General features: G+C 62.0%; 20 protein-coding genes and 1 tRNA gene. 5 read left to right on the top strand and 16 right to left on the bottom strand.

What is annotated here, in order from left to right:
- Positions 1 to 213 precede the first annotated feature (213 nt).
- Positions 214 to 1914, bottom strand: a complete 1701-nt coding sequence (locus tag WKV53_RS01005) for an ArnT family glycosyltransferase (protein ID WP_341402428.1) — start codon at positions 1912 to 1914, stop codon at positions 214 to 216.
- 200 nt (positions 1915 to 2114) lie between these two features.
- On the opposite strand from WKV53_RS01005, the gene WKV53_RS01000 reads away from it, so the two are divergent.
- Positions 2115 to 2693, top strand: coding sequence for a TVP38/TMEM64 family protein (locus tag WKV53_RS01000; RefSeq protein WP_341402427.1), 579 nt, complete (start codon positions 2115 to 2117; stop codon positions 2691 to 2693).
- A gap of 6 nt (positions 2694 to 2699) precedes the next feature.
- Here WKV53_RS01000 and WKV53_RS00995 read toward each other — a convergent pair whose 3' ends face one another.
- From WKV53_RS00995 to WKV53_RS00965, 7 genes are all read right to left on the bottom strand, one after another.
- Positions 2700 to 4289 (bottom strand): DUF8728 domain-containing protein, encoded by a 1590-nt coding sequence (locus tag WKV53_RS00995; RefSeq protein WP_341402425.1) that lies wholly within the window; start codon positions 4287 to 4289, stop codon positions 2700 to 2702.
- Between the two features lie 21 nt (positions 4290 to 4310).
- A complete protein-coding gene (locus WKV53_RS00990; protein WP_341402424.1) occupies positions 4311 to 6095 on the bottom strand; it encodes a tetratricopeptide repeat protein in 1785 nt (594 codons plus the stop codon).
- 11 nt (positions 6096 to 6106) lie between these two features.
- Positions 6107 to 6847 carry an SDR family NAD(P)-dependent oxidoreductase gene (locus WKV53_RS00985; protein ID WP_341402423.1) on the bottom strand — a complete coding sequence of 247 codons (741 nt, stop codon included), beginning with the start codon at positions 6845 to 6847 and terminating at the stop codon, positions 6107 to 6109.
- Positions 6844 to 7245, bottom strand: a complete 402-nt coding sequence (locus tag WKV53_RS00980) for a GtrA family protein (protein WP_341402422.1) — start codon at positions 7243 to 7245, stop codon at positions 6844 to 6846. The genes WKV53_RS00985 and WKV53_RS00980 overlap by 4 nt, the downstream gene beginning before the upstream one ends.
- Entirely contained in the window at positions 7242 to 8498 is a 1257-nt protein-coding gene (locus WKV53_RS00975) for an FAD-binding oxidoreductase (protein ID WP_341402421.1), read from the bottom strand. The genes WKV53_RS00980 and WKV53_RS00975 overlap by 4 nt, the downstream gene beginning before the upstream one ends.
- Positions 8499 to 8539: 41 nt before the next feature.
- Entirely contained in the window at positions 8540 to 9979 is a 1440-nt protein-coding gene (locus WKV53_RS00970) for a UbiA family prenyltransferase (RefSeq protein ID WP_341402420.1), read from the bottom strand.
- A gap of 135 nt (positions 9980 to 10114) precedes the next feature.
- Positions 10115 to 11836: a tetratricopeptide repeat protein gene (locus WKV53_RS00965; protein WP_341402419.1), complete on the bottom strand. Its 1722-nt coding sequence runs from the start codon at positions 11834 to 11836 to the stop codon at positions 10115 to 10117.
- Positions 11837 to 12045: 209 nt separating this feature from the next.
- Here WKV53_RS00965 and purM point away from each other — a divergent pair, with 209 nt between their 5' ends.
- Together purM and WKV53_RS00955 are read left to right on the top strand one after the other, a co-directional pair.
- Positions 12046 to 13044 carry a phosphoribosylformylglycinamidine cyclo-ligase gene (gene purM / locus WKV53_RS00960; RefSeq protein ID WP_341402418.1) on the top strand — a complete coding sequence of 333 codons (999 nt, stop codon included), beginning with the start codon at positions 12046 to 12048 and terminating at the stop codon, positions 13042 to 13044.
- Positions 13045 to 13069: 25 nt separating this feature from the next.
- Positions 13070 to 14989, top strand: a complete 1920-nt coding sequence (locus tag WKV53_RS00955) for an amidophosphoribosyltransferase (protein ID WP_341402416.1) — start codon at positions 13070 to 13072, stop codon at positions 14987 to 14989.
- Positions 14990 to 15942: 953 nt separating this feature from the next.
- Here the strand turns inward: WKV53_RS00955 and WKV53_RS00950 are convergent.
- Together WKV53_RS00950 and WKV53_RS00945 are read right to left on the bottom strand one after the other, a co-directional pair.
- On the bottom strand, positions 15943 to 16854 hold the full coding sequence (locus tag WKV53_RS00950; protein WP_341402415.1) for an NAD-dependent epimerase/dehydratase family protein: 912 nt from the start codon (positions 16852 to 16854) through the stop codon (positions 15943 to 15945).
- 19 nt (positions 16855 to 16873) lie between these two features.
- A complete protein-coding gene (locus WKV53_RS00945) occupies positions 16874 to 17998 on the bottom strand; it encodes a phosphotransferase enzyme family protein (RefSeq protein ID WP_341402413.1) in 1125 nt (374 codons plus the stop codon).
- 178 nt (positions 17999 to 18176) lie between these two features.
- Between WKV53_RS00945 and WKV53_RS00940 the strand changes: the two genes are divergently transcribed.
- Together WKV53_RS00940 and WKV53_RS00935 are read left to right on the top strand one after the other, a co-directional pair.
- On the top strand, positions 18177 to 18848 hold the full coding sequence (locus WKV53_RS00940) for a helix-turn-helix transcriptional regulator (RefSeq protein ID WP_341402412.1): 672 nt from the start codon (positions 18177 to 18179) through the stop codon (positions 18846 to 18848).
- A gap of 81 nt (positions 18849 to 18929) precedes the next feature.
- Positions 18930 to 21485, top strand: a complete 2556-nt coding sequence (locus WKV53_RS00935; RefSeq protein WP_341402410.1) for a DUF6600 domain-containing protein — start codon at positions 18930 to 18932, stop codon at positions 21483 to 21485.
- Positions 21486 to 21512: 27 nt separating this feature from the next.
- Here WKV53_RS00935 and WKV53_RS00930 read toward each other — a convergent pair whose 3' ends face one another.
- From WKV53_RS00930 to WKV53_RS00905, 6 genes are all read right to left on the bottom strand, one after another.
- Positions 21513 to 22376, bottom strand: coding sequence for a transglutaminase family protein (locus WKV53_RS00930; RefSeq protein ID WP_341402408.1), 864 nt, complete (start codon positions 22374 to 22376; stop codon positions 21513 to 21515).
- A gap of 13 nt (positions 22377 to 22389) precedes the next feature.
- A tRNA-Val gene (locus WKV53_RS00925) sits at positions 22390 to 22464 on the bottom strand.
- Positions 22465 to 22674: 210 nt separating this feature from the next.
- Complete coding sequence (locus WKV53_RS00920; protein WP_341402406.1) at positions 22675 to 23421, bottom strand: BlaI/MecI/CopY family transcriptional regulator; 747 nt, start codon at positions 23419 to 23421, stop codon at positions 22675 to 22677.
- A gap of 146 nt (positions 23422 to 23567) precedes the next feature.
- A complete protein-coding gene (locus tag WKV53_RS00915) occupies positions 23568 to 24557 on the bottom strand; it encodes a TlpA family protein disulfide reductase (RefSeq protein ID WP_341402405.1) in 990 nt (329 codons plus the stop codon).
- Positions 24558 to 24567: 10 nt separating this feature from the next.
- Positions 24568 to 25230 (bottom strand): LysM peptidoglycan-binding domain-containing protein, encoded by a 663-nt coding sequence (locus tag WKV53_RS00910; protein WP_341402403.1) that lies wholly within the window; start codon positions 25228 to 25230, stop codon positions 24568 to 24570.
- 102 nt (positions 25231 to 25332) lie between these two features.
- Positions 25333 to 26139 (bottom strand): TatD family hydrolase, encoded by an 807-nt coding sequence (locus tag WKV53_RS00905; protein WP_341402402.1) that lies wholly within the window; start codon positions 26137 to 26139, stop codon positions 25333 to 25335.
- Positions 26140 to 26146 lie beyond the last annotated feature (7 nt).

Raw genomic sequence — 26146 nt, 5'->3', positions numbered from 1 at the left:
AGCTTTATTAAATATCGGGTAGCCCGTTGCTTCCTTGGCTTTAAGGGTTTTTTTGAAAATTGACAATAAATTTTTGAACGTTTTTAGAAAGTATTGGTCCTCAATGTTTGGAGGAGCTCTGGAAATCTTGAAAATCGGCTTCGGGAGTTTTCTTTTTGGACGAAGCGCAGATCCGGTGCGAGTTTCTCGATTTTCGTCCGGGGCCTCGGAAAATCAGGGTTTTGGCGAGGGTTTGGCGGCGGCCACAGGGGGCGCGGCCTCGTGCAGGACCATGAAATCCTCGTGGGTGAAGGCCTGTTTGTAGTGGCCTTCGATAAGCGAGCGGAGTTCGGGGAAATCTTTGAGCGCATCGCCGGAGTCGAGGTAGTTGCCGGTGACGCCGGGGAGGGGGTCGTGGCGCTCGATGATGATGAATTCCGGGGGATTTGCCGCGAGGTCGGCCATCAGGCGGTCGCGCATCGTCTGCTGGAGCCAGGCGGCGCGTTGCGGGACGTTGTAGATGTAGCGGGTCGAGGCCGGGCGATTTGCCCAGTCGTAGATGATCGGCTCGAAGCCCCAGATGAAGATGGGCCGGAGGGGCTTGCCGGGAGACAGGCTGTCGATTTCCTGGAAGAACTGGGCGATTTGGCGATTTGCGCCGGCATTCACGCCGTCCACGGAGGCGAGTTCGTCGCGGATCTGGGGCGTGAGGCCGCCCGAGAGAAGCGCCTGGGTGCGGATGGAAGTGCGCGCGAGGAAGGACTGCGGTACGCCCTTGGTGGCCGAGCGCGTGAAGCAGATGAGCGGCACGATGAGGGCGAAGGCGGCGATCCACCAGCGGGAGGCTTTGATCGCCTGCTCCCAGAGCAGGGCGATCCCCAGCCCGACCAGAAGGGCGGTCAGCGGCCAGGTGGCGCCGTAGTGATAGGCGAAGAATTTCGCCTGGGCGACGACGCCGGCGAGGTGCAGCGCGATGAGGAGGCAGATCGCGAGTGCGGCAGCCCGCTCGCGTGAAGAGAGGCGATGGGCGAAGAGGAGCAGCAGCGAAATGCCGAGAGGCACCAGGGCCGAGTAGCCAGTGAACCAGTCGACCACGCCATTGTAGGCCAAATCGAGCGGGCTGAGGCCCTGCCAGCCGAGCTTGGTGTAGTTCGGGGTGAAGACGAAAAGGACTTCGTAGAGATCCTGGAGCGAGCCCTTGGCAGCGAACCAGAGGGCGCAGAGCGCGACCGGGGCGATGGTGCCGAGGCCCGTGGCGAAGAGTGACTTCCATTCGCCCGGTCCGTCCTTCGGTGCTGCGAACGCTTGCAGGAATGGCAGCTTTTTCCCGAGCAGGCGTGCGGCAAGCGGGAGCATGACCAGCAGGCCTCCGCCGAAGGCGAGCTGCGGCTTGAGGAGGCCCGCCATGCCGAAGAAGACGCCGGCGACGAACCACCGCAGCAGCGGGCGAGAAGGCGAGCGGTCATCGGTGGCGAACAGCGGAGCGGTGCAGAGGCCGAAGATGGTGAGTGCTCCGCCGAAGGACTCCGGCTGGGCGGTGTGCCAGAAATCGAGCTGGGCGTGGATCAGGATCGCCAGCGCGATCGCGAAGTAACCGCTGAGCTGCGGGAGGAAGACCTTTTTCGCCCAGCGGACGATGCAGATGCACATCGCGACGAGGAAGAGGCACTCCAGCAGCCGGATGCCCCAGTCATTCGCGCCAAAGAAGAGGCGTGCGATCGCATAGAGGACGAAGATCCCGGGCGGCTTGAAGTCCCACGCATCGCGGTAGGGCATGCCTCCTTCAAGGATGGAGCGGGCGACGACGGCGTAGATCCCCTGATCCCGCCCGTAGTCGAACGTCAGGATCTGGATCAGGAAGAATGCGACGAAGACGCCGCATAGCACTGCCGGGATACGATTTGCGGGTCGCGCCCGGAGGTCAGGAGAGGTCATGGAGGAGAGGTTCCAAAGTCTCGGCATCAGCTTGGGAATCGGCGGCCAATGTTCAAGTTTTATTGAAAATTGAATGACTCGTGATTCCCGGTTTGTCCGATTTTCCGGGTTGCTAAAGTTTCTAACAAGCCAAGATGCGACGATTCGGGAAGGTGATTTGTCTTCCGCTGGGTGAAGTTGTCGCGAGAGTGGCCCGGTCGATGGAACAGTTGCTCGCTTGGAAGGACAGCTTGCTGGAGGCACTGAGGACGGCGCCCTTGTGGATGTTCCTCTCCGGCCTGGTGCTGCTGCCGCTGGGGCCGTTTCCGGGGAGCGTGCTGTTTGTGCTCGCGGGAGTGAGGTTCGGGGCGGCGGCGGGCTTCTGCATCGTGATGCTCGCCGTGGCGATCAACATGACGCTGGGCTACTGGCTCGCGCGACGGGTGGTGCGGTCTCCGCTAGAGCGGTGGCTGACGCGCCGGGGAGTGGCGATTCCGCGATTGGCAGCGGGGGATGAGATGAAGTTCCTGCTGCTATTCCGGATCACGCCGGGGATGCCGCTCTTCATTCAGAACTATGTGCTCGGCCTCGCGGAGGTGGGGTTTGGCCGCTACCTCGCCGTTTCGCTGCTGGCGCAGGTGCCTTACGTGCTCGGCTTCGTGTGGTTCGGCCAAGCGCTCACGCAGAGTTCCGGGTGGAAGATTCTGTTGGCAGTGGCCGGAGTGGTGGCGCTCCTGCTGGTGATCAGCCTGCTGAGGAGCTGGCTGAGCCGGAAGCAGGCGGTGGTTCCCGAGGAGTGAGGTCTGCTACTGGCGGGCTGGCGCGGCCTTGTTGAGGGCGGCGCGGGCTTCGGAGCGGACCAGGATCTTGGCGGCTGGCGGAAGGGTTTGGCGGAAGTCGACGAGCAGGGATTCGATTTCCGGAACCAACTCCGGCGAGGTCGCGAAGATGCCGACGATGGGCGAGGCGAGGGAGACGCAGTCGCCGTGGAGCTGGAGTTCGCCGACCTTGGTCCATCCGACGGCGTTGGCGGGGATCCAGCTTTCGTAGACCATGACGAGTCCGACGTTTTGGTCGCGGGCGATGTCTCGCATCCAGGAGTTGTCCTTGTTGGCTAGGCGGGCCTCGAGAGCGACGTGCGAGCCGAGGCCCCACAGGTCGAGGACATGCTGGTCATTCTGGTAGCTTACCCAGCCGAGGTCATTCACGGCCACGGGGCGCTTCCACCAGCCGGTGACGAAGCGGTGCATCTGGTATTGCTGGGTGTAGACGTTGTTGGCAGCGACTGGTGTTTGCGGGAGAGCCTTCAGGTAAGGGTACGAGATGACCAACGCGAACAAAGCGACGGCGAAGGTGTGGACGGGGCGCCACTGGCTCGCAAGGAAGCCGGGAGCAGGTGCCAAGGCGAATAGCGCGAACAACAGTGAGGCGTAGATGTAGGCCTCGTAGCGATTGAACCAGCCATAGGTGCCGAAGATCGCATGCAGCACGCCTGCTCCTGCTAACAGCAGGGCGGCTTTGCCACGCGGGGTTTTCCAGTCAGCGGTGAGCCCTGCGACGATCAGGGTGGAGGTGAAGAGAAGTAGCAGGACACCGCGGTTCTCCATGAAGCTGCGTTCGATCGCGAGCGGGAGGCCATTCATGAAGCCGCCGTGTTTCGTGAAGTCGGACTTCGCGGTGATGGAGCTGGGGATGAGTGGCAGTCCCAGGCCGTGAAGGAAGAACGAGAACGCGGCGACACCTGTCAGGGCGGCGGCTCCGGCGATGATCGCAGCTTTCGGGCGTCCGGTGAAAAGCAGGAGGCCGCATGCGGCGGCGGAGAGGGCGAGGTTTTCATAGCGGACCAAGGGGCCGGCGATGACGGCGAGCCAGAACCACTTGCCCGGGTCGCGGCTCTCGGTGATGCGGATCATGCCTTCGACGAGGACGACGGCGGCGAGTAGCTGGAGATTGTGCTCCATGCCGTTGAAGACGATGCCGAGGGCATTGCAGGAGGAGAGGATTGCCCAACAGAGAACCACGCGAGCTGCCGTGTTTTCCGGCAAGATGATCCGGGCGCGCTTGAGCAGGACCATGGCGGTGAGACCGCCGAAGATCATGTTCAAGATGAGCGGCACGTATTCGCCGATGGGCGTGCGTGCGAGAGGGGCGAGCAGGAAAGGCCAGATGGCGCTGGAGCAGGGCGAGGAGAACTCCGTCGAATTGATGCCGTAATGTCCCGAGGCGATTTGCTCGGCGACGGCGAGGTGGATGTAGGGGTCGTCGAGCGTGTAGGTGAACTTGCCTTCGTTCAGGACGAGGATCGAGACTGTCCCGATAAGGCATAGCATGAACCACAGGCCGACCACCAGCAGGGCGTCGAGAGGGAACGGCTTCTTGGAAAGGGGAGCGGTCATGGTTTGCGGGGCGTGCGAGCTTCAGTGGCTCGGGGCGGCGGAGCTTTGGGGAGCGAGCTGAAGCATCACCTTCGCGATCTCGTCGCGCTTGTCCGGGTGCATGGCGGCGGATTTCTCCAGTGTCTGGCGGGCTTTCTCCAGGTCGCCCTTGCGGAAGTAAATGTCGGCCAGCATCAGGGTGGCGGGGAAATGTTGTTCGCGGTCGGGACGCTGGAGCAGCGGTAGCAGCAGGTCTCGTGCTTCGGCGAACTTGCCCTCGGCAACGAGAATCTCCGCGCGCCGGATGTGTATGAATTCCCCGAAGCGGATGCTGGAGTCGGCCATCGATTGCGAGCGGTCGAAATAGTCGGCGGCTGACTTGTAGTCGCCCGAGCGGATGGCGATCTCGCCTAACAGAAGGTAGTTGATCGTGTACCAAGGGCCATCGGCGAGCGATTCGTCCACGAGGGCCTTGGCGGTGGTGAAGTCGCCGCGGTAGATCAGTTCACGTGCGGCGAGGTTCTTCTGCTGGAACTGCGCGGGGCGGTCGTAGGCTGAGTAAAGGTAGAGGCGGAGAGGATCGTTCCAAAGGGTGGCCTGATGCCAGAAGAGTGGAATGCCCCCGAGCTTGAGGACGACGATGCAGCAGGCAACGCAAGTCAGCGCGAGCTTCCGGTGTCCGATGGAGGAGCCTTCCGTGGTGGCAGCACGTGCGAAGGCGAAGCGCAGTAGGGCAACCACCGCAAGGGCCAGGCCCACGCCGGGGACGACCACGTAGTAGTCTTCGATGGGGCCGGATCGGAGGGGGACGAAATTGGAGGACGGGAAGCTCGCGAGGAAAAACCATGCGATGCCAAATGAGAGGAGGGGGAGGCGTCGCAAGGTGATCAGCCAAGTGGCGCCGAGCAGAAGGAGGAAGCCCCAGGCACCTGCAAGATCGAGCATGGAAGCCGACTTGCCCCAGACGTAGGTGCTCATGAATTCGACGCGGCCGAAGGGGAAGAACCACATCGAGAAATGCCGCCACATCAGCCATGGGGCGGAGACGCTGAGCTGCCAGAGCGGCATCTGCGGGTCGAAGCTGAAGTTGTTATAGTTCGCGTTCGTGACGCCGCCGACGGTCACCCGCATGATGAGGAAAGCGACGGTCACTGCACCGAGTGCAACGTAGCGGGTGATGGCTGGCTTCGAGAAGATGCGGCGCTTGCGCAAGGCATCGATGGCGACGCAGACGGGGGCGATGCAGAGCGAGGTTTCGTAGGAAATCAGCGCGAGGAACGAAATGACCAGGCAGGCGGGAAGGGTGACGCGCCATGGCCGGGCGGAATCCCAGGAGCGGTCATAGAGAATGACGGCGATGCAAACGAGGATCACCGAGAGGCTGATATTGAAGCAGGCCATCCAGAGCACGGTGGTGGTCTGATTGGCGCTGAGTGCCCAGAGGGCTGCTGCGGCCAAACCCCATGCGGCGGAAGAGGTGAGACGGCGTGCGAGGGCGAATACGGCCGCCACGGCGCCGAGGTAGAGCCCGAGCGGCAGGCAGTGCCAGAGGAGCGGCGACGGGGTGCCGAAGCGGTGGAAGCTGTAATAGACGACGTTCTTGAAAGGGCGGAAGAGGCCGAAGCAATCGGTGCCGAGGGTTTCCTTCCAGCCGCTGAAGTTGGAGACGTGGGCGGCGTGATCCAGGTCATCGAGGAAAGGCGGTGACTTGAGGCCGGGCCAGGCGAGCGCGACCACGATGCACATCAAGGCGAAGAGGCCGAGGTAGATGAAACGGTCGGGGATACTCCGCGCAGGGAGCGAATCGTTGTGAGGAGGAGTATCCATGAATCGAGCTGTTAGAGTTTCGTCTTCAGGAAAACCGGGGAAGGAACACTGCAGATGATGAGCATGACCAGACGCCACCAGCCGGGGAGGTAGGCGACGGGCTTGCCCTTGCGGATGGCCTGCCAGCCGAGGGCGCCGACCTTGTGGGATGAGGTGAAGAGCGGGCCTTTCTTGATGCCGGCGGTCATCGGGGTGTCGGTCATACCGGGCTTGAGCAGGACGATGTGGATGTCCTTTTGCGCGGCATGGCGATGGCGGAGGCCGGCCATGAAGGTGTCGATGCCGGCCTTGGCGGAGCCGTAGAGGAAATTCGATTGGCGGCCACGATCGCCGGCAACGGAGCCGATGACGGCGAGCGTTCCCTTTCCCTGGCGGGTGAGGATTTCGGAGCAGGCGGCGGCGATGACGGCGTGGCTGGTGTAGTTGATCGCGATCTCACGGGCGACGGCGCTGCTGTCGGCGAGAGTCTGCTCCTGTTCTGGCAGGGAGCCGTGGGCGAGGAGGAAGAGATCCCACGGCTGGGTGGAATCTAACAGACTCTTCCAGTCCGTGGATGGGTCGGTCAGCTCGGTGGCGAGGGTGCGGCAGGTGGCACCGCGGGTGGTGAGATCGGCGGCGACGACTTCCAGCTTGGCCGCGTCGCGGCCGATCAGGAGAAGGTCGGCCTGCTTTTTTTCCGCGATGAGGGCGCGGAGCATATCCTGGGCGATGGCCGAAGTGGCTCCGAAGACGGCGGCGCGGTAAGAACTCATGGAGTGGCAAAGGTGAAGCGCCGGTCGAGCTGGTATTTCCAGACGTAGCCAATCGCGAGGCCGATGGCGCCGCCGACATACTTGGCCGCGGGCCAAGCGGGGAAGGCATGGTGGAAGCCGACTTCGAGGCCCCAGAAGATGGCGGTGGTGAGCACGCCGGTGAGGGCATAGCGGAAGAAGCTCTTGCCTATGTCCGTGGCGCTGGTGATGTGCCGGGCTTGGAAGATGTAGTGCTTATCGAGCAGGTACTTCACCACGAGGCCGGTGCCAGTGCCGGCGACCAGCGCGCTCCAGAACTTGAACGGCGTGGGATCGACTGCGGTGACGACGGCCTGCGCAAGCAGGTTCGCAGCGGTCGCGATGATCGCGAAGAAGATGTATTGGAGGGCGAGCTTCATGCGGCGGTGCCGGTCATGCGTTTCCAAAAGTCCGAGGTAAACTCGGGATCGATGTGCTGGCGGAACTCGGACAGCCGCGGGTAGGCGCGATGGAAGTCCTCGGCTTCCATGCGGGCGTCCTTCGCAGGGTAAAGGCGGCCATTGCAATCGCGGACGATGCGATCGAGCGCTTCGAAGAGGTAGATGGTTTCTCCGCCGCGATTCGGGAAATCGAGCGCGAGCGTGATGCCGGGTGAGGGGAAGGAGAGGATGCCCGGCGAAGCGATTTCACCGAAGGTCTTGAGCACGGCGAGGAACGATCCCTGGCCAGAGGCGGCGATCGTTTTGAGGATCTCTTCCATCGGCGCGCTGCCTGCGTCGAAGGGGGTGACGCACTGGTATTGGAAGAAGCCGCGCTTGCCGTAGATGCGGTTCCAATCGTGGACCGAATCGAGCGGATGGAAGAAGGGCGAGTAATGCTGGTGCAGCCGCTTGGTTTTGCCGAGGAAGCGGTGGTAGTAGAGCGTGTTGAAGGCGCGGATCGAAACGGGGTTCAGTGCGATCTCGGGGAAGTCCACCGGCACGCCGGCTCCGCCCGCGTGATGGGGTTCCAAGCTGCCTTCGTTCGCCCAGTTGCCGCGGATGAAAATGCCGCGGGTGGCGGATTCGCCGGGGCTGAGGCAGTCGATCCAAGCGACCGTGTGTTCCCAAGTTTCCGCGGAGTCGTTGGAGATCGAGAGGAACTCTTCCATGCCGCAGAAGCGGATCAGCTCGACGTCCAGCATCGCGGAGCGGATCGGGACGAGCTTCAGTTCGACCCAGGTGATGATGCCGGTGAGGCCGAGGCCGCCGATGGTGGCGGCGTGGAGGGCATCGCCTTCCTGGCAGGTGAGGTGCGAGCCGTCCGAACGGAGCAAGCCGAAGCGGGGGACGTGATTGCCGAAGCAGCCGACGCGGTGGTGATTCTTGCCGTGGACGTCATTGGCGATCGCGCCACCGAGAGTGACTTGGCGGGTGCCCGGCGTGGTGGGCAGGAAAAATCCGCGGGGGACGGCGAAGGTCAGGATGGCGTCCAGCGTGATGCCGGCCTCGGCTTTCAGGATGCCGGTTTCCGGATCGAAGGCGATGAGGCGGTCGAGGAACCGCATGTCCACCATGGTGCCGCCGTCTAACAGGCATGAGTCGCCATAAGAGCGGCCAAGGCCATAGGCGAGGAGCGGGCCATTCGCCACGGAAAGCTGGTCGGGCCATGCCGGGGAGAGGACCTCGGCCATGGCGGGACGAAGCCGTCCCCAGGAATGAACCGGCTGGCGCATCATGGGGCGGCGATAGGGGAGGCGAGGAGGACGCAGGCGATGCCGATCAATCCGAGAATCCAGGTGCCGGGGTCCTTGAGCGCGAAGACCACGGGGTCGTCATGCATTTCCCCGCGATGGGTGATGAACCAGATGCGGGTGATCCAATAGAAGGCGACCACGCAGATGCCCCAGAACCATTGAGGGCGGTGATAGAGGGCGGTGACCTGTTCACTATTCGAGTAGAGCCCGAGAACGATGCAGGAGGCGACGCCGGCGGCGACACCGAGCTGGGAAATCACCGAGAGGTCGTCGGCGCGATAGCCGCGGCCTTGGATGGAGGCGGAGCCGGACTCGACCACGGATTTCAATTCAACGAAGCGCTTCGCTGCGGCGAGCGAGACGAAGAGCAAGAAGGTGAAAGCGAAGAGCCAGAAGGATATGACAGCATCGGAGACGAGAATCCCGCCAATCACACGCGATAGGTAAAGCATCGCCAGCATGAAGATGTCGGCGATGGCGACTTTCTTGAAGTGTAGCGAATAGGAGAGCGTGGCGACGATGTAGCCGATGAGCAGCAGCCCGAATGACGGCGTGAGCGTGAAGCCGGTGGCAAGGCCCGCGCCCACCATGGCGACCGACGCGATCACGACGCGGGGGATGGAAGTCTTGCCAGAGGCGGCGAGGCGATTGCGCTTCCGGGCATGAGCGCGGTCGTATTCGAGATCGAGCAGGTCATTCCACAGGTAAGTCCCCGAGGCACACAGGCTCATCGAGAAGAACGCGGTGAGGAGTCCCGCGATCTGCCAGGCATTGTGATAGTGGTGACCGACGAGGAAGGGGACCGCGATGAGGAGGTTCTTTGCCCATTGGTGGACACGCAGGGCCTTGACCCAATCGCGCCAGGTGGTGCCGACGGGCTGGAAGGAGCGGTCGACATCAAAGGTCTCTTCCAACTGCTGGATGCGGCGGGCCGAGCGATGGACGACGATGGCCTTGCGCGCGCGGCGCCAGACGGCTTCGTCGGCGCGTGAGTCGCCGGCGTAGTCGAAGCCCTTTTCGCCGAAGCGCTCGACCAACATGGCGGCCTTGTTTTCGCCCTTGAGGTTCAGGGTGTCGGTCGAGGCGATGACCTCGTCGAAAGGGAAGACGGAAGAGACCTGCTCGACGGCTGCTTGATGAGAGGCGGTGACGAGATAGACGGCGCGGCCGCTTTCTTGCTCAGCTTTTAGGAAATCAACGAGCTCCTCGCGCTGGGGAGGAGGGGTGGCGGCGCGGGGGAGGACTTCGGCCAGCTTCGACTTCAGCCGGGTCTTTCCGCCCGCCAGCCAGAGCGGGACGCGGAAGGCCATCCATGGGCGGTGGCGCAGGAGGCGCAGCAGCGACTCATGGAGTAGGTCGGATTTGATCAGCGTGCCATCGAGATCGACGCACAGTGGGATGTGGGAGGCGCTGCTCATGGTCGTTAGGCGACGCTGGAGATCGTGGCCGTTGCTTTCCGCCCGGTTAAATACACAACCTTGATTTCAAGGAAATCTAAAATATCAGGCACTTTTGCCTTTTTTTGTGGGTTCTGTTAAAAATTTTCCTACCCGTCAGGAGGGTTTGTTGGTGGCGCGGGCGCGGGCGCTTTCCAGTTCGGCGAGGATGTCGGCGTTGTCCGGGTGGTACTGGAGGCCTTTTTCGAGGGCCTTGATCTCCTCGTCGGGCTTGCCGGCCTGGCGCATCAGTTTGGCGGCGAGCAGGACGTATTTCGGGTGATCCTTGTGGTCGCGCTGGCGGAGCAGCGGGAGGAGATTGGCGTAGGCGCGGTCGAGCTGGGCGGGTTCCTCCATGAGGGTGACGACCAGCTGGTGGCGCGACCAGAGGAGGGTATCGATCCCGGTGTGGCGGGAAACGAGGGCTTTTTCAAAGAGGGCGATGGCCTGTTCGCGCTGGCCGCGGCAGCGGGCGACCTCGCCGAGTGAGGCGTGGATGATGCCGAGGTCGGGCATGTCTTTTTCGGCCGCGAGCGCGCTGGATTCGACGAGATCGAGGATTTCCGGGGTCTTGTCCTGATCGGTGAAGGCGATGTCGTAGGCCATCACGGCCTGGGCGAAGTACTGGTGGGGACGGGCCGCGGCGGTACGGGCCATCACCCGCGGCGGGATTTCCCATGCGGAGAGCCAGTCGGTGAGGACCGGTAGCTGGGCCAGCCGCCAGCCGGCGATGGCCAGGATGGTGGCGACTGCGGCACCCATGGCGGGACGGGTGAGGCCGGGCTCTCGCAGGCGCTCGCAGGTGGCCCGCAGGATCGCTGCCATCATGATGCAGAGGCCGATCGAGGGAATCGGGACGTAGTAGTCGGCGTAGGGCGTGTTCTTGAGCGGGACGAAATTTCCCGATGGGAAAGCAGCAATGAGAAACCAAGCGGCGCCGAAGATGAGGAGCGGGGCGCGTTTCCAGAAGCGGACGCCTAGATAGACGGCGCTGATCAGCAGGATCCAACAGAATGGCAGGATCACGGCAGGGACGGAGCGGTCCCAGAGGTAGCTGCCGAAGGTCTCCAGTCGTTCAGAGGGGGCGGCCCACATGAGGAAGTGGGTCCAGAGGAAGTAAGGGGCCGAGGCGGTCAGCTGCCAGGAAGGCATGTCGAGCGCGAGGCTCGGGTTTTGGGCGCGCACGCCGGGGACGCCGTTCAACTGCCGGCAAACGAGCCATGTCAGGACGATGGCGGCGATGCCGACGTAGATGAAGCTCGATGGTTTGCTGAAGACCTTCCGGCCGCGGAAGAGATCGACCAGCACCAGCAGCGGGGCGGTGGCGATGGCGGTCTCGTAGGAAAGGAGACCGAGCAGCAGGAAGAAGGAGGCGACTGCGCCGGGCAGGGCGGGGTGGCGACTGGTGCCGCTGCGCATGACATCGTAGGCGATCGCACAGAAGGCCATCGATGCGGCGGCGATGTTGATGTTGAAGCAGCTGGCCCAGACCGCGACGGTGCCGCCGGTGGGAGAGAGGGCCCAGATGGCTCCGGCGGCAAAGGAGGCCAGGACATTTCCCGAAAGCCGCAGCGTGAGGCCGAAGACTCCGCAGGCCGCTAGATAATAGGCGGCGAGATTCACCCAGTGGTAGCGCCAGGGTTCTCCGCCGATCTGCTCCACGAGGTAGAAGAAGAGATTCTTCACCGGGCGGAAGAACATGAAGGCGTCCGGCCCCCAGATTTCCCGCCAACTGGTGAACTTGCGGATCTGGGCGATCGAGACGCTGTCGTCGAACGCGAAGGGTGCCTTGAAAACCTGCTGGAAGGCCAGAAGAACCACGGCCGCGAGCAATAGCACGGGCAGACCCACGCGAAGCGCCGGCCGGAGAAACGCGGGTCGAGGAGGGTGATCCATCGCTGGGTGCCCCCGTTAAATACACGACCTTGATTTCAAGGAAATCCTAAATATCCCACGTTAGATCGGCCTTGCAAGGGAGGTCGGGCAATTAGCGGCTTTTTCCGCGTGACCGGGGGAGGGGGGGCTGTCACAACCCGCGCACCGACCGCATGGGAGCAACAAAGCTGACCTACCAGCAGGCCGGGGTGGACACGCGACGAGCGGCCGCCCTGGTGGGTGACATCAAGAGCCACGTGGCCCGCACGCAGCAGAACCGCAAGCTTCTCGGAGCATTCGGTCTCTTCGCTGCGTGCTACGATCTGAGTTCCTATAAGGAACCGGTGATCGTGACCGGCTGCGATGGTGTGGGCACCAAACTGGAGCTGCTGCTGGAGCACGATCTCCTGGAGATCGCCGGCAAGGACCTGGTAGCGATGAGCGTGAACGACATCCTCACCACGGGTGGGGATCCGTTGCTGTTCCTCGACTACATTGGCATTGCCGCGCTCAACGAGGAGAAGATTACCCGCCTGATTGCCGGGATGTGTGATTACCTCGCCTCCTGCGATTGCATTCTGGCGGGTGGCGAGACGGCGGAAATGCCGGGAATCGTGCCTGTGGACGTGATCGAGCTTTCCGGTTTCTGCATCGGCTGTGCCGAGAAGCCCGAGCTGATCGACCCCTCTACTCTTCAAGTCGGCGACGTGCTGGTCGGCTACAAGTCGGACAGCATCCACGCCAACGGCTGGAGCCTCGTTCGACGCGTGTTGAAGGAGAATCCCGATTGCGTGAGCGAGGAAGAGCTTGTTGGTTTCCTCGAGCCGACCCGCCTTTACCACGATGTGGTGCGCGACATCCGCGCTGCTGGCGTGAAGCCAAAGGCTTACGCGCACATCACCGGCGGTGGACTGCCGGAGAATCTGGAGCGTCTGTTCCGTGGCTTCGGTGCCGACCTTGAGATCCCGAAATGGGAGCTTCCCGGCATCGACAAGCTGCTGGCTCACGTGGATTCCGAAGACCGCTTCCACACCTTCAACATGGGCATCGGTTGGGTGGCCATCGTTTCGCCGGATGAGGCCGAGAAGATCCTCTCTGCCGGCCCGGGTGGAACAATCCTCGGTACCCTAGTTGACACCGAGGGTGTTCGGGTGAAAGTCCGCGGCGAGTGAGTCCGAGCTGCCGCACCCATCACCGATGAGCGACTTCCTGAAGCACGAATGCGGAATCGCCGCCGTAAGGCTCCGCAAACCGCTGGCCTATTACTACGACCGCTATGGAACCACCCTCTGGGGGTTCCAGAAGCTTTTCCTGCTCATGGAAAAGCAGCACAACCGTGGTCAGGACGGCGTCGGCATTGGCTGTGCGAAGCTGAACATGCCGCTGGGGCAGCCCTACGTTTTCCGCCGCCGCGACAGTGAGCGCGATGGTTTGTCGAACATCTTCCGGAAGGAGATGAAGACCTTCAACAAGATGGTCCGGAAGGGGCTCATCGATCCGAAGCGTCCCGACACGATCAAGACGAACTACGACTTCGCGGGCGAGGTGCTCGTGGGTCACCTGCGTTACGGCACGTCCGGCGAATTCGACGAAGGTTCCTGCCATCCTTACCTGCGCCGCAGCAACTGGCCGACGCGCACGCTCATGGTCATGGGCAATTTCAACATGACCAATGCGGCGGAGCTGAACCAAGCGCTGGTCGATCGCGGACAGCACCCGGTTTTCGGGACCGACACCCAGACGGTGCTCGAGGAAATCGGCTTCCACCTCGATGAGGCCCACACCGATCTCTACCGCAAGCTGCGTGATGAGGGAGTCGATGGCCGCGAGATGCCGGAGCGCATTTCCGCCGAGCTGGATCTCGCCCGCATTGTCGGCGAGTCGGCCCAGCCTTGGGATGGTGGTTATTCGATCTGTGGTGTGGTCGGCAATGGCGACATGTTCGTGATGCGCGATCCGCGCGGCATCCGGCCCTGCCACATGCTGGTGACCGAGGACGTGATCGCCTTCGCTTCCGAGCGCGTGCCGCTGATGACGGTCTTTGAAGCGGATGCTTCGCAGGTCAAAGCGGTGGATCCCGGCTGTGTGGTCACCATCAAGGCTGATGGCACCTTCAGCGATACTCCGTTTTGTCCGCCTCAGCGCTTCACGCCATGCTCGTTTGAGAAGATCTACTTCTCACGTGGCAATGACCCGCAGATTTACCGCGAGCGGAAGGCGATGGGTGCCTCGCTGGTGCCGCAGGTGGTGAAGGCGCTCGAAAGCAGTTTCGACAAGGCGGTCTTTGCCTTCATTCCGAATACGGCGGAGACGGCCTACTATGGCTTGATGGATGGGCTGCGGCTTTACCGTCGCCAGGAAGTCCGCTCGTCGATCCTCGAAGCGCAGTCGAAGGGTGAACTGACGCCCGAGCTGCTGGATGATCTCATTCTCCGCAATTGGCCGCGGGGTGAAAAGATCGCCCACAAGGACATCAAGATGCGGACTTTCATCGCGCAGGAGAAAGGGCGCGATCAGCTAGTGTCGCATGTTTACGATATCACCTATGGTGTGGTTCGTCCGGATGATGCGCTGGTGGCGCTCGATGATTCGATCGTGCGCGGGACCACGCTCAAGAAGTCGATTCTGAAGATCCTGGGACGCACGAAGCCGAGGAAGATCGTGGTCTGCTCGACGGCACCGCAGATCCGTTATCCGGACTGCTATGGCATCGACATGTCGGAGCTGGGCAAGTTCATCGCCTTCCAGGCTGCCATCGCGCTGCATCGTCGTGCGGGTCGGCAGTCGTTGCTCGACCGCATTTACGAGGAATGTCGTAGCGAGCTGCAGAAGCCGGCTGGCGAGATGGTCAATCGCGTGAAGGGCATCTACCTGGCCTTCACGGACGATGAGATCTCGGATGAAATCAGCCGGATGGTTTCACCGGAGGACATCGACTGCGAGGTGCAGGTGATTTTCCAGACGATCGAGAATCTCCGCGCTTCGGTGAAGGGGCCTTGTGGTGACTGGTACTTCACCGGTGACTACCCGACTGCCGGTGGCTACGCGATGGTGAATGCGGCGTATGTGAACTGGTACGACGGCGTGGGCGGTCGGAGCTACGGGCTGCCGTTTTGAAACGGGGTGCCGTGATTGGGTTCCTGTGTCGCGATGCGACACCATGGCGGGCGTGCTTATTAACCACAGGCTGAAGCCCGTGGCTACCGTCCTTGACCGCTACGCGGTCGTTTGAGCCCGGCGTGGGGTTGGCTAGGAGAATGGAGAAAGCGCCTAGGAAACGTGGACTCGGGTCTTTTTTGGGCTTGAGCTAAGATTTACGGATTTCTGTAAGGCATTGATTTTACGAGCATCACCGTGCCCGGATCATCCCATTTTAAAAACTTCTCAGTTTTTTTGGAAATCCGGATGTGTGGAATGCGATTGGATTAATATGACGAGCTTCCTCCACTTCCAAACTTCCTCGACCGGATCGCAAGTTCCGGGGGGTGCTTTCGGGACGGCCGGGGAACAACGAATGGAAAAGCTCGTGGCACCGCTTCGGGGCGCAAGCCCCGCGGTGCCGACCTCTTTCCAAAACACACTGGCCCGCCTGTCGGGGGGAACGGTGGCAAAAGGCGAACGACATGCCGTGAACGAAGCCGGGGGGCTCGCTTCACGGAGGTCCAAGCCCGCCACTGTCTGGCAGTCGACCGGTGTCATGGGAGCGACGCCTGCCCGTCGGGGGACGGGCAGGGTGTCGACCCAACGGTTTTTCAGGTTCTGGTTACCGTAGTATTCAAGCGCGCCCCGGGGCCGGGTGGTTTCGCGGCGCGCTGAAATTTTTCTCACAGTTCACACACACCAAAAAGCTGGGGCGGACGATCCGGGGGGATTAAGTCCGCCCTGGTTTTTTTTGGGGGGAGTGCCGTTAGGTGGCGTTGGGGAAAATCATCAATCACCAATCTTCCAATCACCAATCGGAGTGAATGAAGAGTGGGGACTGCTGACGCCAGGTGCGGAGTTCGCCCAGAGAGGACGGCCATCTGCACGCGTCGACGGAACGTCGACACCCCTTATCGGATCGACACTCCTTATCGGAAGAACTCGAGCGTTGTTGGAAGGGCGTCGTCGAGGGAGTGCTTCGGCTGCCAGCCGGCGCTGCGAAGTTTGTCGGCGCTGGAGCGCGAGTGCTTCACGTCGCCGGCGCGTTCGGGGCCGTGGAGGACCTTTGAGGTGGAGCTGGCGGCTGCGAGAATCTTTGAGGCGAGATCGTTGATGGTCATCTGGCCACCGTAGCCGGCATTGAAGACTCCGGTGACGCCCGGTGTTTCGACTGCGAAGGAGAGGGCTCCGACGATGTCCTTCACGTAGATGAAGTCGCGGGTCTGCTCGCCATCGCCGTGGACGGTGATGTCTTCGCCCTTCAGTGCCTTCTCGATGAAGATGGGAACTGCAGCGGCGTAGGCACCTTTCGGGTCCTGGCGTGGGCCGAAGACATTGAAGAAGCGGATGGCTGCGGTTTCGAGGCCGCGCTCGCGATTGAAGAGATCGAGATAGTATTCGCCATCGAGCTTGGTGATGGCGTAGGGGCTCTTCGGCTCGGGCAACATGGTCTCGAGCTTCGGCACGGTGGGATTGTCTCCGTAGATGGCGGCGGAGGAGGCGAAGACGAGTTTCTTCACGCCAGCGGCGGCGGAAGCTTCGAGTACGTTGAGAAGGCCGTGGACGTTGATGTCCACGCACTCGGCGGGCTTGGCCATGGACTCCGGAACGCTCACCAGGGCGGCGAGATGGAAGACGTAATCAACGCCTTCGACTGCCTCAGCGACGACTTCGCGATCGGTGATCGAGCCTTCGATGAAGACGTGCTTCAGGCCATCGAGGTTCTTGCGATAGCCGGTGCGCAGGTTGTCCAGCACGCGGATTTCATCCGCCTTGTCCTGGTAGTGCTCGACGATGTGGGAGCCGATGAAACCGGAGCCTCCGGTGACGAGGATTTTCACGCGACGAAAGGGAGCTTTGTTAGGCGGCAGCCACGATCTTGAGGCTGCCAGCAGCGACTTGCACCATTTCTTCCATGCGTTCGAGATTTTCCTCGATCGCTTTCACCATCGCGAACTGCGAGCGGCAACGGTCGAGGTTGTGGCCGGGGCGCTTGGTTTTGAAGTAGGTGTCGCCTTGCAGGTAGTCGGTGAGGAAGCGGATGCCGCACTCGAGCGTTAGCAGCTTGCCGGAGAAGGCGAGGTGATCGATTTCGGCGCGATTGAGGAAAGAGGCGGCGCTGTCGAGGTAGCCGCGGACCAGTGCGTCGAAGCGATCGAGGCGGATGCCGATGAGTGAAAGGTCGGTTTCGTCTTCGCGGGTGGTCGGAGTGGCGGTGCGGACCATGTCGCCGAAGTCGTAGAGCACCGAGCCGGGCATGGTGGTGTCGAGGTCGATGACGCACACGCCTTCCGAGGTCACGTCGTCGAGGAGGACGTTATTGAGCTTGGTGTCATTGTGGGTGACGCGCTCGGGGATGACGCCAGCGGCGATGAGGTCGGTGACCTTGCGGCAATCGGTAGCGCGGGAGAGCGCGAATTCGATTTCCGCCTGGCAATTGCGAACGCGGCCGAAGCTGTCGGCGGCAATGGCGTCCTGAAGGGCTTGAAGGCGCTTCGGGGTGTGGTGGAAATTCGGGATGGTCTCGTTCAAGCGCTTGCCACCGAGGTCTGCGGCGAGCTTCTGGAATTCGCCGAAAGCCTTGGCTGCTTGCTCGGCCTGGAGATTGGTACGGATTTCATCGTAGCCGCGGGCGCGCTCGATGAAGGGGTAGGTGCGCCAGAAGTTGCCCTCGCGATCCACTACGTATGGCTTGCCATCGGTTGAGAGGATGACGCTGAGGGTGCGGCGGCGAGCTTCGGGATGATTTTGATCGAGAAGCCGTGCGAGCGAGTGCGCGGTGACCCGGTCGATGTTTTCCATCAGACTCGCGGGATCCTTGAAGATGAGATGATTGATCCGCTGGTGGATGTAGCGAATGCGAATGCCCGCCTGATCATACCACGCGCAATACGTGTCGTTGATGTGCCCGGAGCCATACGGCTGGGCATCGACGAAGTCGGCTCTCATGTCAAAGAGGCCGGCGATCTGACGGACATCATGCATGCCCATGGATTAGGCGTGAAAGCGCATGCATTCCAGAAAAAAATGACGTGTGTGTTTTTGGAAATGCGCTTCGCTACTGGCATTTTGCGAACTCAATGAGCCTAGGTGTCGTGGCGAAATTGCCGCAGGATGAAGGATTTGGGTTGATCCGGGGAGGGGCAGGCAGGGAGCTTGGACCATGTTCGTTCCGGGTTTCCGCGAGTTGGTCAAAGAGGGGTGGGTCAAAATCCTGGATGAACTGAAGATCTCCGGCGGCCTGCCGGTGCCGGAATTGAGCCGGCGGCTGGGCGGGAGTTACATGGGCATGAAGGACCAGTGCGACCGGCTGGTGAAGCTGGGCTACCTCGAGAGGTGGCGGCTGCCGCGGCAGGAGGTGGGGCGGCCGGAAATCATGTACCGGCTGGCTCCGAAGTCGGAGGCGATGTTTCCGCAGGCGGGGGTGTCGCTGTCGCTGGAATTGCTGGAAGCGGCGCGGACCTTGTTCGGCGATGCGGCGCCAGAGCGGTTGCTGATGCAGTATTTCACCCAACTGCGGGAGCGCTGGCGGCCGAAGCTGAGCAAGGCGAAGTCGATGGTGGAGCGGGCGACCTTGCTCTCGGGGCTGCGGGAGAAGGAAGGCTGCTTCGGGCGCTGCAAGTACGACCCGGCGCGCGGCTTCCGGATCGAGGAATACCACCATCCGCTGCAGCCGGTGTTCCTGGCGTTTCCCGGTGCGATCACCCTGGAGGTGCGGATGATGGAGGAACTGCTGGGCACGCGGATCACCCGGAAGGAAGTGCCCGGCGGGCGCGGCGGTCCGGCGCGGATCGACTACGAGGTCGCGACTTTGGGAGTGCGGGAGGGCGCTTGAAGCGTCATTTTGATTTCCTTGCGATGCGGTTGAATACTCTTCCACCGCCACCGGTCAAATGACCGCAATCCCCATCTACCGATGAAACCCCGCCGTTTGATCTGGGCGTCCTCCGCCCTGTGCCTCCTGATCGCTTCCTGCGACAAAAACAAATCCACGTCAGCCGCTGCGCCCAGTGGCAACGAGAAGAGCGATTCGCTCGCTGCCGACCGCGCCGCCCTGGAAGACGAGCGGATGGAGCTGGAGCGACACAAACTGGAAGAGGAACGTGCGGCGCTGGACGAGGAGAAGGCCGCGCTTGAAGCAGAGCGTGAGGCGCGGCTGGCCGACCGGGAGCAAGATGCGGATCAGCGTGACCTGACACTTGAGGAACGGCAGCGGGCCTTGGCGGATCGTGAAATCGATCTGCGCGACCGGGAAGGAGAGCTGGCCGATCGTGAGGCGGGCCTCAGTGATCGTGAGCTCGAACGCGCCGGCCAGGATTCGCTCGATGATTGGGAGCCGGAGCCGGTAGCGGACTACCAAGAGCCGGTCGCCGACTACGGAACCTTTTACGAAGATCTCCAGCCTTACGGATCGTGGGTCGAGACGCCGACCTATGGCTACGTGTATCAGCCGACCATCTGCGTGCAGGACACTTCATGGCGTCCGTATACCCGTGGGCGCTGGGCATGCACGAATCGCGGCTGGGCGTGGGTCTCGGATGAGCCTTTCGGCTGGGCATGCTTCCACTATGGACGCTGGACGCTGATCAATGGTCGCGGCTGGGTGTGGGTGCCGGGCGACGAGTGGGCTCCTTCGTGGGTGTGCTGGCGCGAGGGCGGGGACTGCGTTGGCTGGGCTCCGTTGCCGCCTGAGACGCTGTGCTATCGCGGCCATGGCTGGGGTAAAGATGTCGAGGGGGACTTCGGGATCGGGCATGGATGTTTCACGTTCGTCCACTGCAAGAACATGGCGGATCCGATCTGGCGGCATTGTCTGCCGATCAATCAAAACGGCATTCTCATCAATCAGACGACCAACATCACCAACATCCACGTCGATCATGATCGTGTCGTGAGTGGTGGGCCGCGCTTTGAGAAGCTGCGCCAACTCATTGGCAGGCCGTGGCCGCTTTATCAGCTCGATACCGATCGTTTCCAAGGGCTGCGCGATCTCGCTCATCGCAACGCGGAGCTTCGCGGCAATCGCCTGACGGTTTTCGCGCCCAGCATGAACACGCGCTGGAATGCCGAGCTCAAGCCGCAGCGGGTGACCGCGAAGTGGGATAACGTGAAGGTCGAGCGCGCCGAGAGCGGCATCAAGCCGGAGTGGACCGATCGTTTCCGTGAAGCACGTGAGAAGCAGAAAGAGCAAGCGGTGGCGTGGAAGCGCGACAACGCCGGCAGTGAGGACATGAAGAAGCAGCTTCAGGCCAACCGTGAGAAGGTGATGGAAGCGCAGAAGACCTACCAAGCCAAGCAGCAGGAGCTCATCGAAGCCCGCCGCGAAAAGCTCACCGAGAAACTCACTGAGAAGCGCGAGCAGCAGCAGGCATCGAAGGAAAAGACGCTTCCGGGGATGGCAAACCGGCAGCCCGCCAAGCCGGACAAGACCACCCAAGAAGCTCCCACTGGAACGGACAAGCCGACGCTTGCCGAGCGCCAGCGTGAGTTGGCGGAGCGGGTGCGTGGCAATCGTGGCCAACAAGGCCAAGGCGAAGGCGTAGCTCAGGCTGAAGCACCGCGTGCCACTCCGGATCGCACTGCGCGTCCCGATAACACTCCTCTGCCTGAGGGCATGACCCGCAATGGTCGTGACCGCCAGCCGCAGTTGCAGAAGCAAGAGCAGCCACTCCAGCGAGGACAGGGCAACGATGGTGCGGTGGCGCAGGACAATAACCGTCGCCAGCAGCTCGAAGACGCCCGCGCCCAACAGCAGGAACAGGTGAGGCAGCGGCAGGAAGAAAACCGCCAACGCCAGGAAGAGGCACGGCAGAATCAAGAGAAGTCGCGCACTGATGCGGAAGAGGGGACTCGCCGCCAGCAGATGGAAGAAGCGCGACGCCAGCAACAGGAAGCGGCTCGCGAGAAAGCCGACCAGGCACGGCAGCAACAAGACGAGCGGCAGCGCCAGATGGAGGAGAATCGCCAGCGCCAGCAGGAGCAGGCACGTGATCAGCAGGAGCAAGCGCGCCGCCAGGCTGAGGAAAACGGCCGTCGCCAGCAGCAGGAACAAATGCAGCGCCAGCAGCAGGAGCAAGCGCGCCAACAACAAGAAGAGAGAGCGCGCGCTCAGCAGGAAGAACGAGCACGGCAACAAGAGCAGGCGCGCCAACAGCAGGAAGAACGCGCGCGTGAGCAGCAGGAGCGTGCGCGCCAGCAAGAGGAACAACGTGCCCGCCAGCAGGAAGAAATGCAGCGTCGTCAGGAGGAAGCCCGCCAGCGACAGGAGGAGAACGCCCGGCAACAAGAGCAAGCTCGCCAGCAGCAGGAACAAGCCCGCCAACAACAAGAGCAGGCTCGCCAACAGCAGCAGGAAGAGTCGCGTCGCCAACAGGAGGAATCCCGCCGACAGCAGGAAGAGTCACGCCGGCAAGACGATGAGCGGAACCGGAAGCAACAGGAGGAAAGCCAGCGTCAGCGTGGTGGACGCTAGTCGATGATCAAGCCGCGGGTGAAGGCGTCAGAACGGCGCCTTCACCAGTGTGGCCAGGAGCTCTTCCATGAGCTCGGCGTCTTCCGTTTCGCCGCGCACCGACCATGAGGTCGCGAGTTCCTCCACCACGCGCACGAGCAATTCACCCGGGGTGGCGGGACGTGCGGCCAGCGCACGGATTTCGCGAGGATAGCGCCGGATACGATGCGCGAGTTCCTCGCTGGTGATCGCGCGACCTTTCATTGCGGGCTCGGTGAGGACGACTTGTCCCTCGTCGTGAAACCGGCAGAGAAAGGATTGGGGGAGATTGATGCCTTCGACATCGATATCGAGCCGGCGGGCGACAAACAGGAATACGAGTCCGAGACCAAAGGCGTTCGACGGATTTCCCGCGAGGGTATGGGCGAGGTCGTAATTGTCCGGATCGTCTTCTTCGCGGAAGTTTGCCTTGAAGCGGTTGCTTTCAAATAGCGCCTTGTTCAGGCCTGCGGCTCCTTCCTGGGCGGCGATATCCTCGAGTTCTTCCGAAAGCAGATCGAGCGCATCACCGAGCGGTTGTCGCATGGTGACACCGTCGTGAAGATAGTCGGATAGCGAGCGGAGGAGCGCTTCCAGCTGGTCCCAGTCATCCTGTACCGCTCCGGCCCCACCTGCGGGCACGATCCATTCGCGGCGCAGGCGCTCGCGGCGGGCGGGGAGGAGCATCAGCGAGAGCAATTCCAGCTCGGGTTCGCCGAGTTCGGCATGCAATCCGACGAGCAGCTCGCTGACATCGCCATCGTAGGCGGAGAGCGCGGCTTCCACGGACGCCCGCACTGGCGGGGACTCGTCATCGAGCAGCCTCAGTAGCAGGGCGAGGCGCTCCGGTGAAGTATCGGAAGCGGCGGTCACGAAAGAAAGGGGATGGTGCGCGATACTGGTTTCGAACCAGTGACCCCCACCGTGTCAAGGTGGTGCTCTACCACTGAGCTAACCGCGCATGTGTCCCCGGACGGGGCCGGGAGAATGGGTGGCGGGATGCGGGGATGCAACCCATTTTTCGAGGAAATGCGGGTCTTTTCACGGAGGTGGAAGGAGCCCGAAAACAAAAGGGCGGGGAGCCGCAGCTCCCCGCCGTTTGAGACAGTAAACTCAACGCGAACAGGCCGCTTCGCCCAAGACGAGGGGATCTGTGCGCGGATGGGGAACCTTAGGCCTTCTTCGCAGCCTTCTTGGCGACCTTCTTGGCAGCCTTCTTGGCCGGAGCGGCTTTCTTGGCGGACTTGGCGGCCTTCTTTGCAACCTTCTTAGCAGCCTTCTTCGCCGGAGCCTTCTTGGCAGCCTTCTTGGCGACCTTCTTCGCTACGGTTTTCTTGGCGGCTTTCTTGGCGGCTTTCTTGGCAGACTTCGCGGGTTTCTTGGCGGCCTTCTTGGCAACCTTCTTCGCCGGAGCCTTCTTAGCGGCCTTCTTGGCAGCCTTCTTGGCCGGAGCCTTCTTCGCTACCTTCTTGGCGGCAGCTTTCTTAGCGGGGGCCTTCTTGGCGACCTTCTTGGCCGCCTTCTTTGCTGTTTTCTTTGCAGCCATGGCTTTGTGTCGTTTGAGTTCGCGTTCGATGTTTGTTTTCTCTTCCGGGGTCAAAGTCCCGGCGGAGAGTAGTGCGAGGATCGCCTCACCGAGACGGCCCCCAAAAGCGTTGGTAAGAAAATCGTGCGCTGCACGACGGACGATAACGTCCTGGGAGAACGCGGCCTCATAGACATGAGCGCGACCATCGCGCACACGCTTGACCAGCTTCTTGCGCTCGAGGCTTTGCAACACCGACAGCACTGTCGTGTAAGCCCGGTCCTTTCCATCAGGAAGACTTTCAAGTACGGCGCTTACCGTAGATGGACCCTCATGCCACAAGACAGACAATGCTTGGAGCTCGAGGTTGGAGGGGTGGGTTGCTCGTGCCATGATCTTATGGTCGCCGAAGTGGTGCCACCATAAAGCTAGTAGTTCGGAAATACGTCAAGTTCAAATTGCCGGATTTTTCGGAACACTTAAAGAAATTTTCCACCCCGTTTTTCGATGTACGATATTCATCGTAGTTAATCCCGCGATCAATGTTCATCGATTGCCGGTCGTTTTACATCGGGTGCGAGCTTCGATAACGCTTCCCACAGTTCGTCTTCCGAGGGGTGTCCATTGAAGAGAATGCTGCCTTCAGGAGAAACGAGAACCACCGTGGGAAGGTTCTGAACGCGCAGCAGACGCTGCAGTGAATCCTTTTCGGAATCCAACAACCACGCGCCCGGTGGCTTGTCGCCGAGGTCCTTGAGGATAATCTTGGCGTCCTTCATTACCTCCGGATTGGATTCCACGAGAATGGAAGCGACGGCCACCTTGTGTTTTTCCAGCTCGGTGGCGGTGACCTTGAAATCCGGCATGCTCTCCTCGCTTTCGTGGCTCGTGGGTGACCAGAAGTGGAGCAGCAGCGCCTTGTGATCGCGCATGAGGGTGCCGAGTTCCACCGGATCCTTTGCGAGCTGCGACGACAATTTGAGCGAGCTATCGATCTTCACGGTGCTCATCGCTTCCTCCATGCGGAGGCGATCGATGTGCGGTGCGAAGGCGCTCGCCTGCCGCGGGCTGAGCCAAAAAGCCTCGGTGATGTGCTTCTTGAAGCCGTCGCGGTCGTTCTTCCGGAGGTCGGCGAGGGCCTGGACGTATTCCACGACGGCGAGCCAGTCTTCCTTCACGGCGAAGATTTCCGACTGCTCGAGCTTGAACTCGTCCTTGCGCTTGAGGAATTCCGGCAGCATCGCGGCGATCTTGTCGTCCTCGCGGCGGTCGACGTGGTAGAGAAAGCGCGCTTCGAGAATGGCCTGGTCGACGATTCCTTGCTCGCGCGCTTTCTTCACGGTCGCCTCGAAGGTCTCCGGCGTGCCGCGCTCGGTGAGCATGCGCTCCAGGGCGGCGCGCTTCGGCGGCATCGAGGCGTAGGGGTCTTCCTCCGCTCCGCCTTTCGCCTTCGGTGCCTGAGCGAAGCAGGTCGTCGCCGCGAGCAGGAGCAGCGCGGCGAGCGACGAGGTGGTGCCGGAGGAAAACATCGCGATCAGATCAAGGGATGCGGAGCTTGCTGCCGAGGACGACGGTATCGGACTTCATGCCGTTGGCCTTCTTGATGGCCTCGGAGGTGGTGCCGTGCTTGGCGGCGATCTTGCTGAGGGAGTCTCCTTTGACGACGACGTAGACCTTGCCACTGCCAGCGGGAGCGGCAGGGGTGGCCTTCGGTGCGGATGCGGGAGTGGCTTTCACGGGAGCGGCACCGGATGCGCCGGGAATCACTAGCTTCTTGCCGAGCACGACGGTGTCACTGGTCATGCCGTTGGCCTGCTTGATGGCGGCAGAGGTGGTGCCGTATTTGCGGGCGATGGCACCGAGCGTGTCGCCCTTCACCACGACGTGGCTGGTGCCGGCACCGGAAGGTGCGGGTGATGCATGAGCAAGAGATCCGGCGGGGGCGGCGGGTGCCGGTGTGGTGGAGCCGTGGTCTTCATACGCGGCCTGGCCATAGGTCGGGTTGGCATCCGCGGGTGGATTCACCTGTTGGTAGGGCACCGCTTCGGCCGAGTTGTCGCCGGGTACGCCGTAGGGATTGGAGGTGTCGGACGGGTTGTTGCCGTTGACGGTGTCGTAGTTCTCGTCGCCCTTCTTGAAGAGCGAGCAAGAGGCGAGAGAGAGAGCGGCGGTGGCCAGGGCAAGGTATCGGACGGTGCTCATGGATTCTGTGCGACAGGGATTAGCAAGGCGCGTGCGACTTGGGAAGTGCCGACGCATTTGGAGATCAAACGCAGCCGACGTGATCCTTTGTTCAAATGATGGTCAGGCGCGGAAGCGGAAGAAGGCCGATGTGGTGGCTTCCGTTTCTGAAGCGAGTTGCTCAAGCGATACTCCACGATGCTGTGCGAGATGTTCGGCGACATGCCGGACGTATGCGGGTTCATTACGTTTACCACGATGTGGCATTGGTGCAAGGTAAGGTGAATCCGTTTCTAGCATGAAGCTGTCTGATGGCATCGCGATCGCAGTGGCGAGTACGTCGGTGGCGTTCTTGAAGGTAGCAACTCCGCCGAAGGAGACGAGGCCACCGAGTGCGATCACTTCGCGAGCGCTTGCTTCGGGGCCGATGAAGCAGTGGAAGACGGCGCGAACCTTCGACGAATGGCGCCGATAGATGGCGAGTGCGTCTTGGAATGAGGCGTCGCCTTTGGTGTCGCGGGTGTGGATGACGACGTTCAATCCCGCTTCGGCGGCGAGCTGGAAGTGGGCATCGAGGAAGATCCGCTGACGCTCGCGGAAGTTTTCCTCGGTCCAGCCTTCGGGAGCGGGGTGATAGTAATCGAGGCCGGTTTCGCCGATGCCGCAGACGCGTGGGTCGGAAGCATGGGCGCGCAGGCGATCAATGCCGTCATCGGGTGCCTCGTGGACCTCGCAAGGGTGGAAGCCGATGCAGATCGAGACTTCGGGATGGGCGGCGGCGATCGCGAGGTTTGCGTCTAGGTCATCGAGGCCGGTGACGAGGCTGACGAGGCGGTTCACGCCATTGGCCTTGGCTCTGGCGATGAGATCGGGGACTTCGGCCGGGTCAAAGCGATGACTGGCGAGGTGGCAGTGGGAATCAGTGAGCACTGGCGGA

It is taken from the genome of Luteolibacter sp. Y139 (genome assembly GCF_038066715.1).
Taxonomy (GTDB): Bacteria; Verrucomicrobiota; Verrucomicrobiia; order Verrucomicrobiales; family Akkermansiaceae; genus Haloferula; species Haloferula soli.
This window is presented reverse-complemented; position numbering and strand designations above follow the sequence as displayed.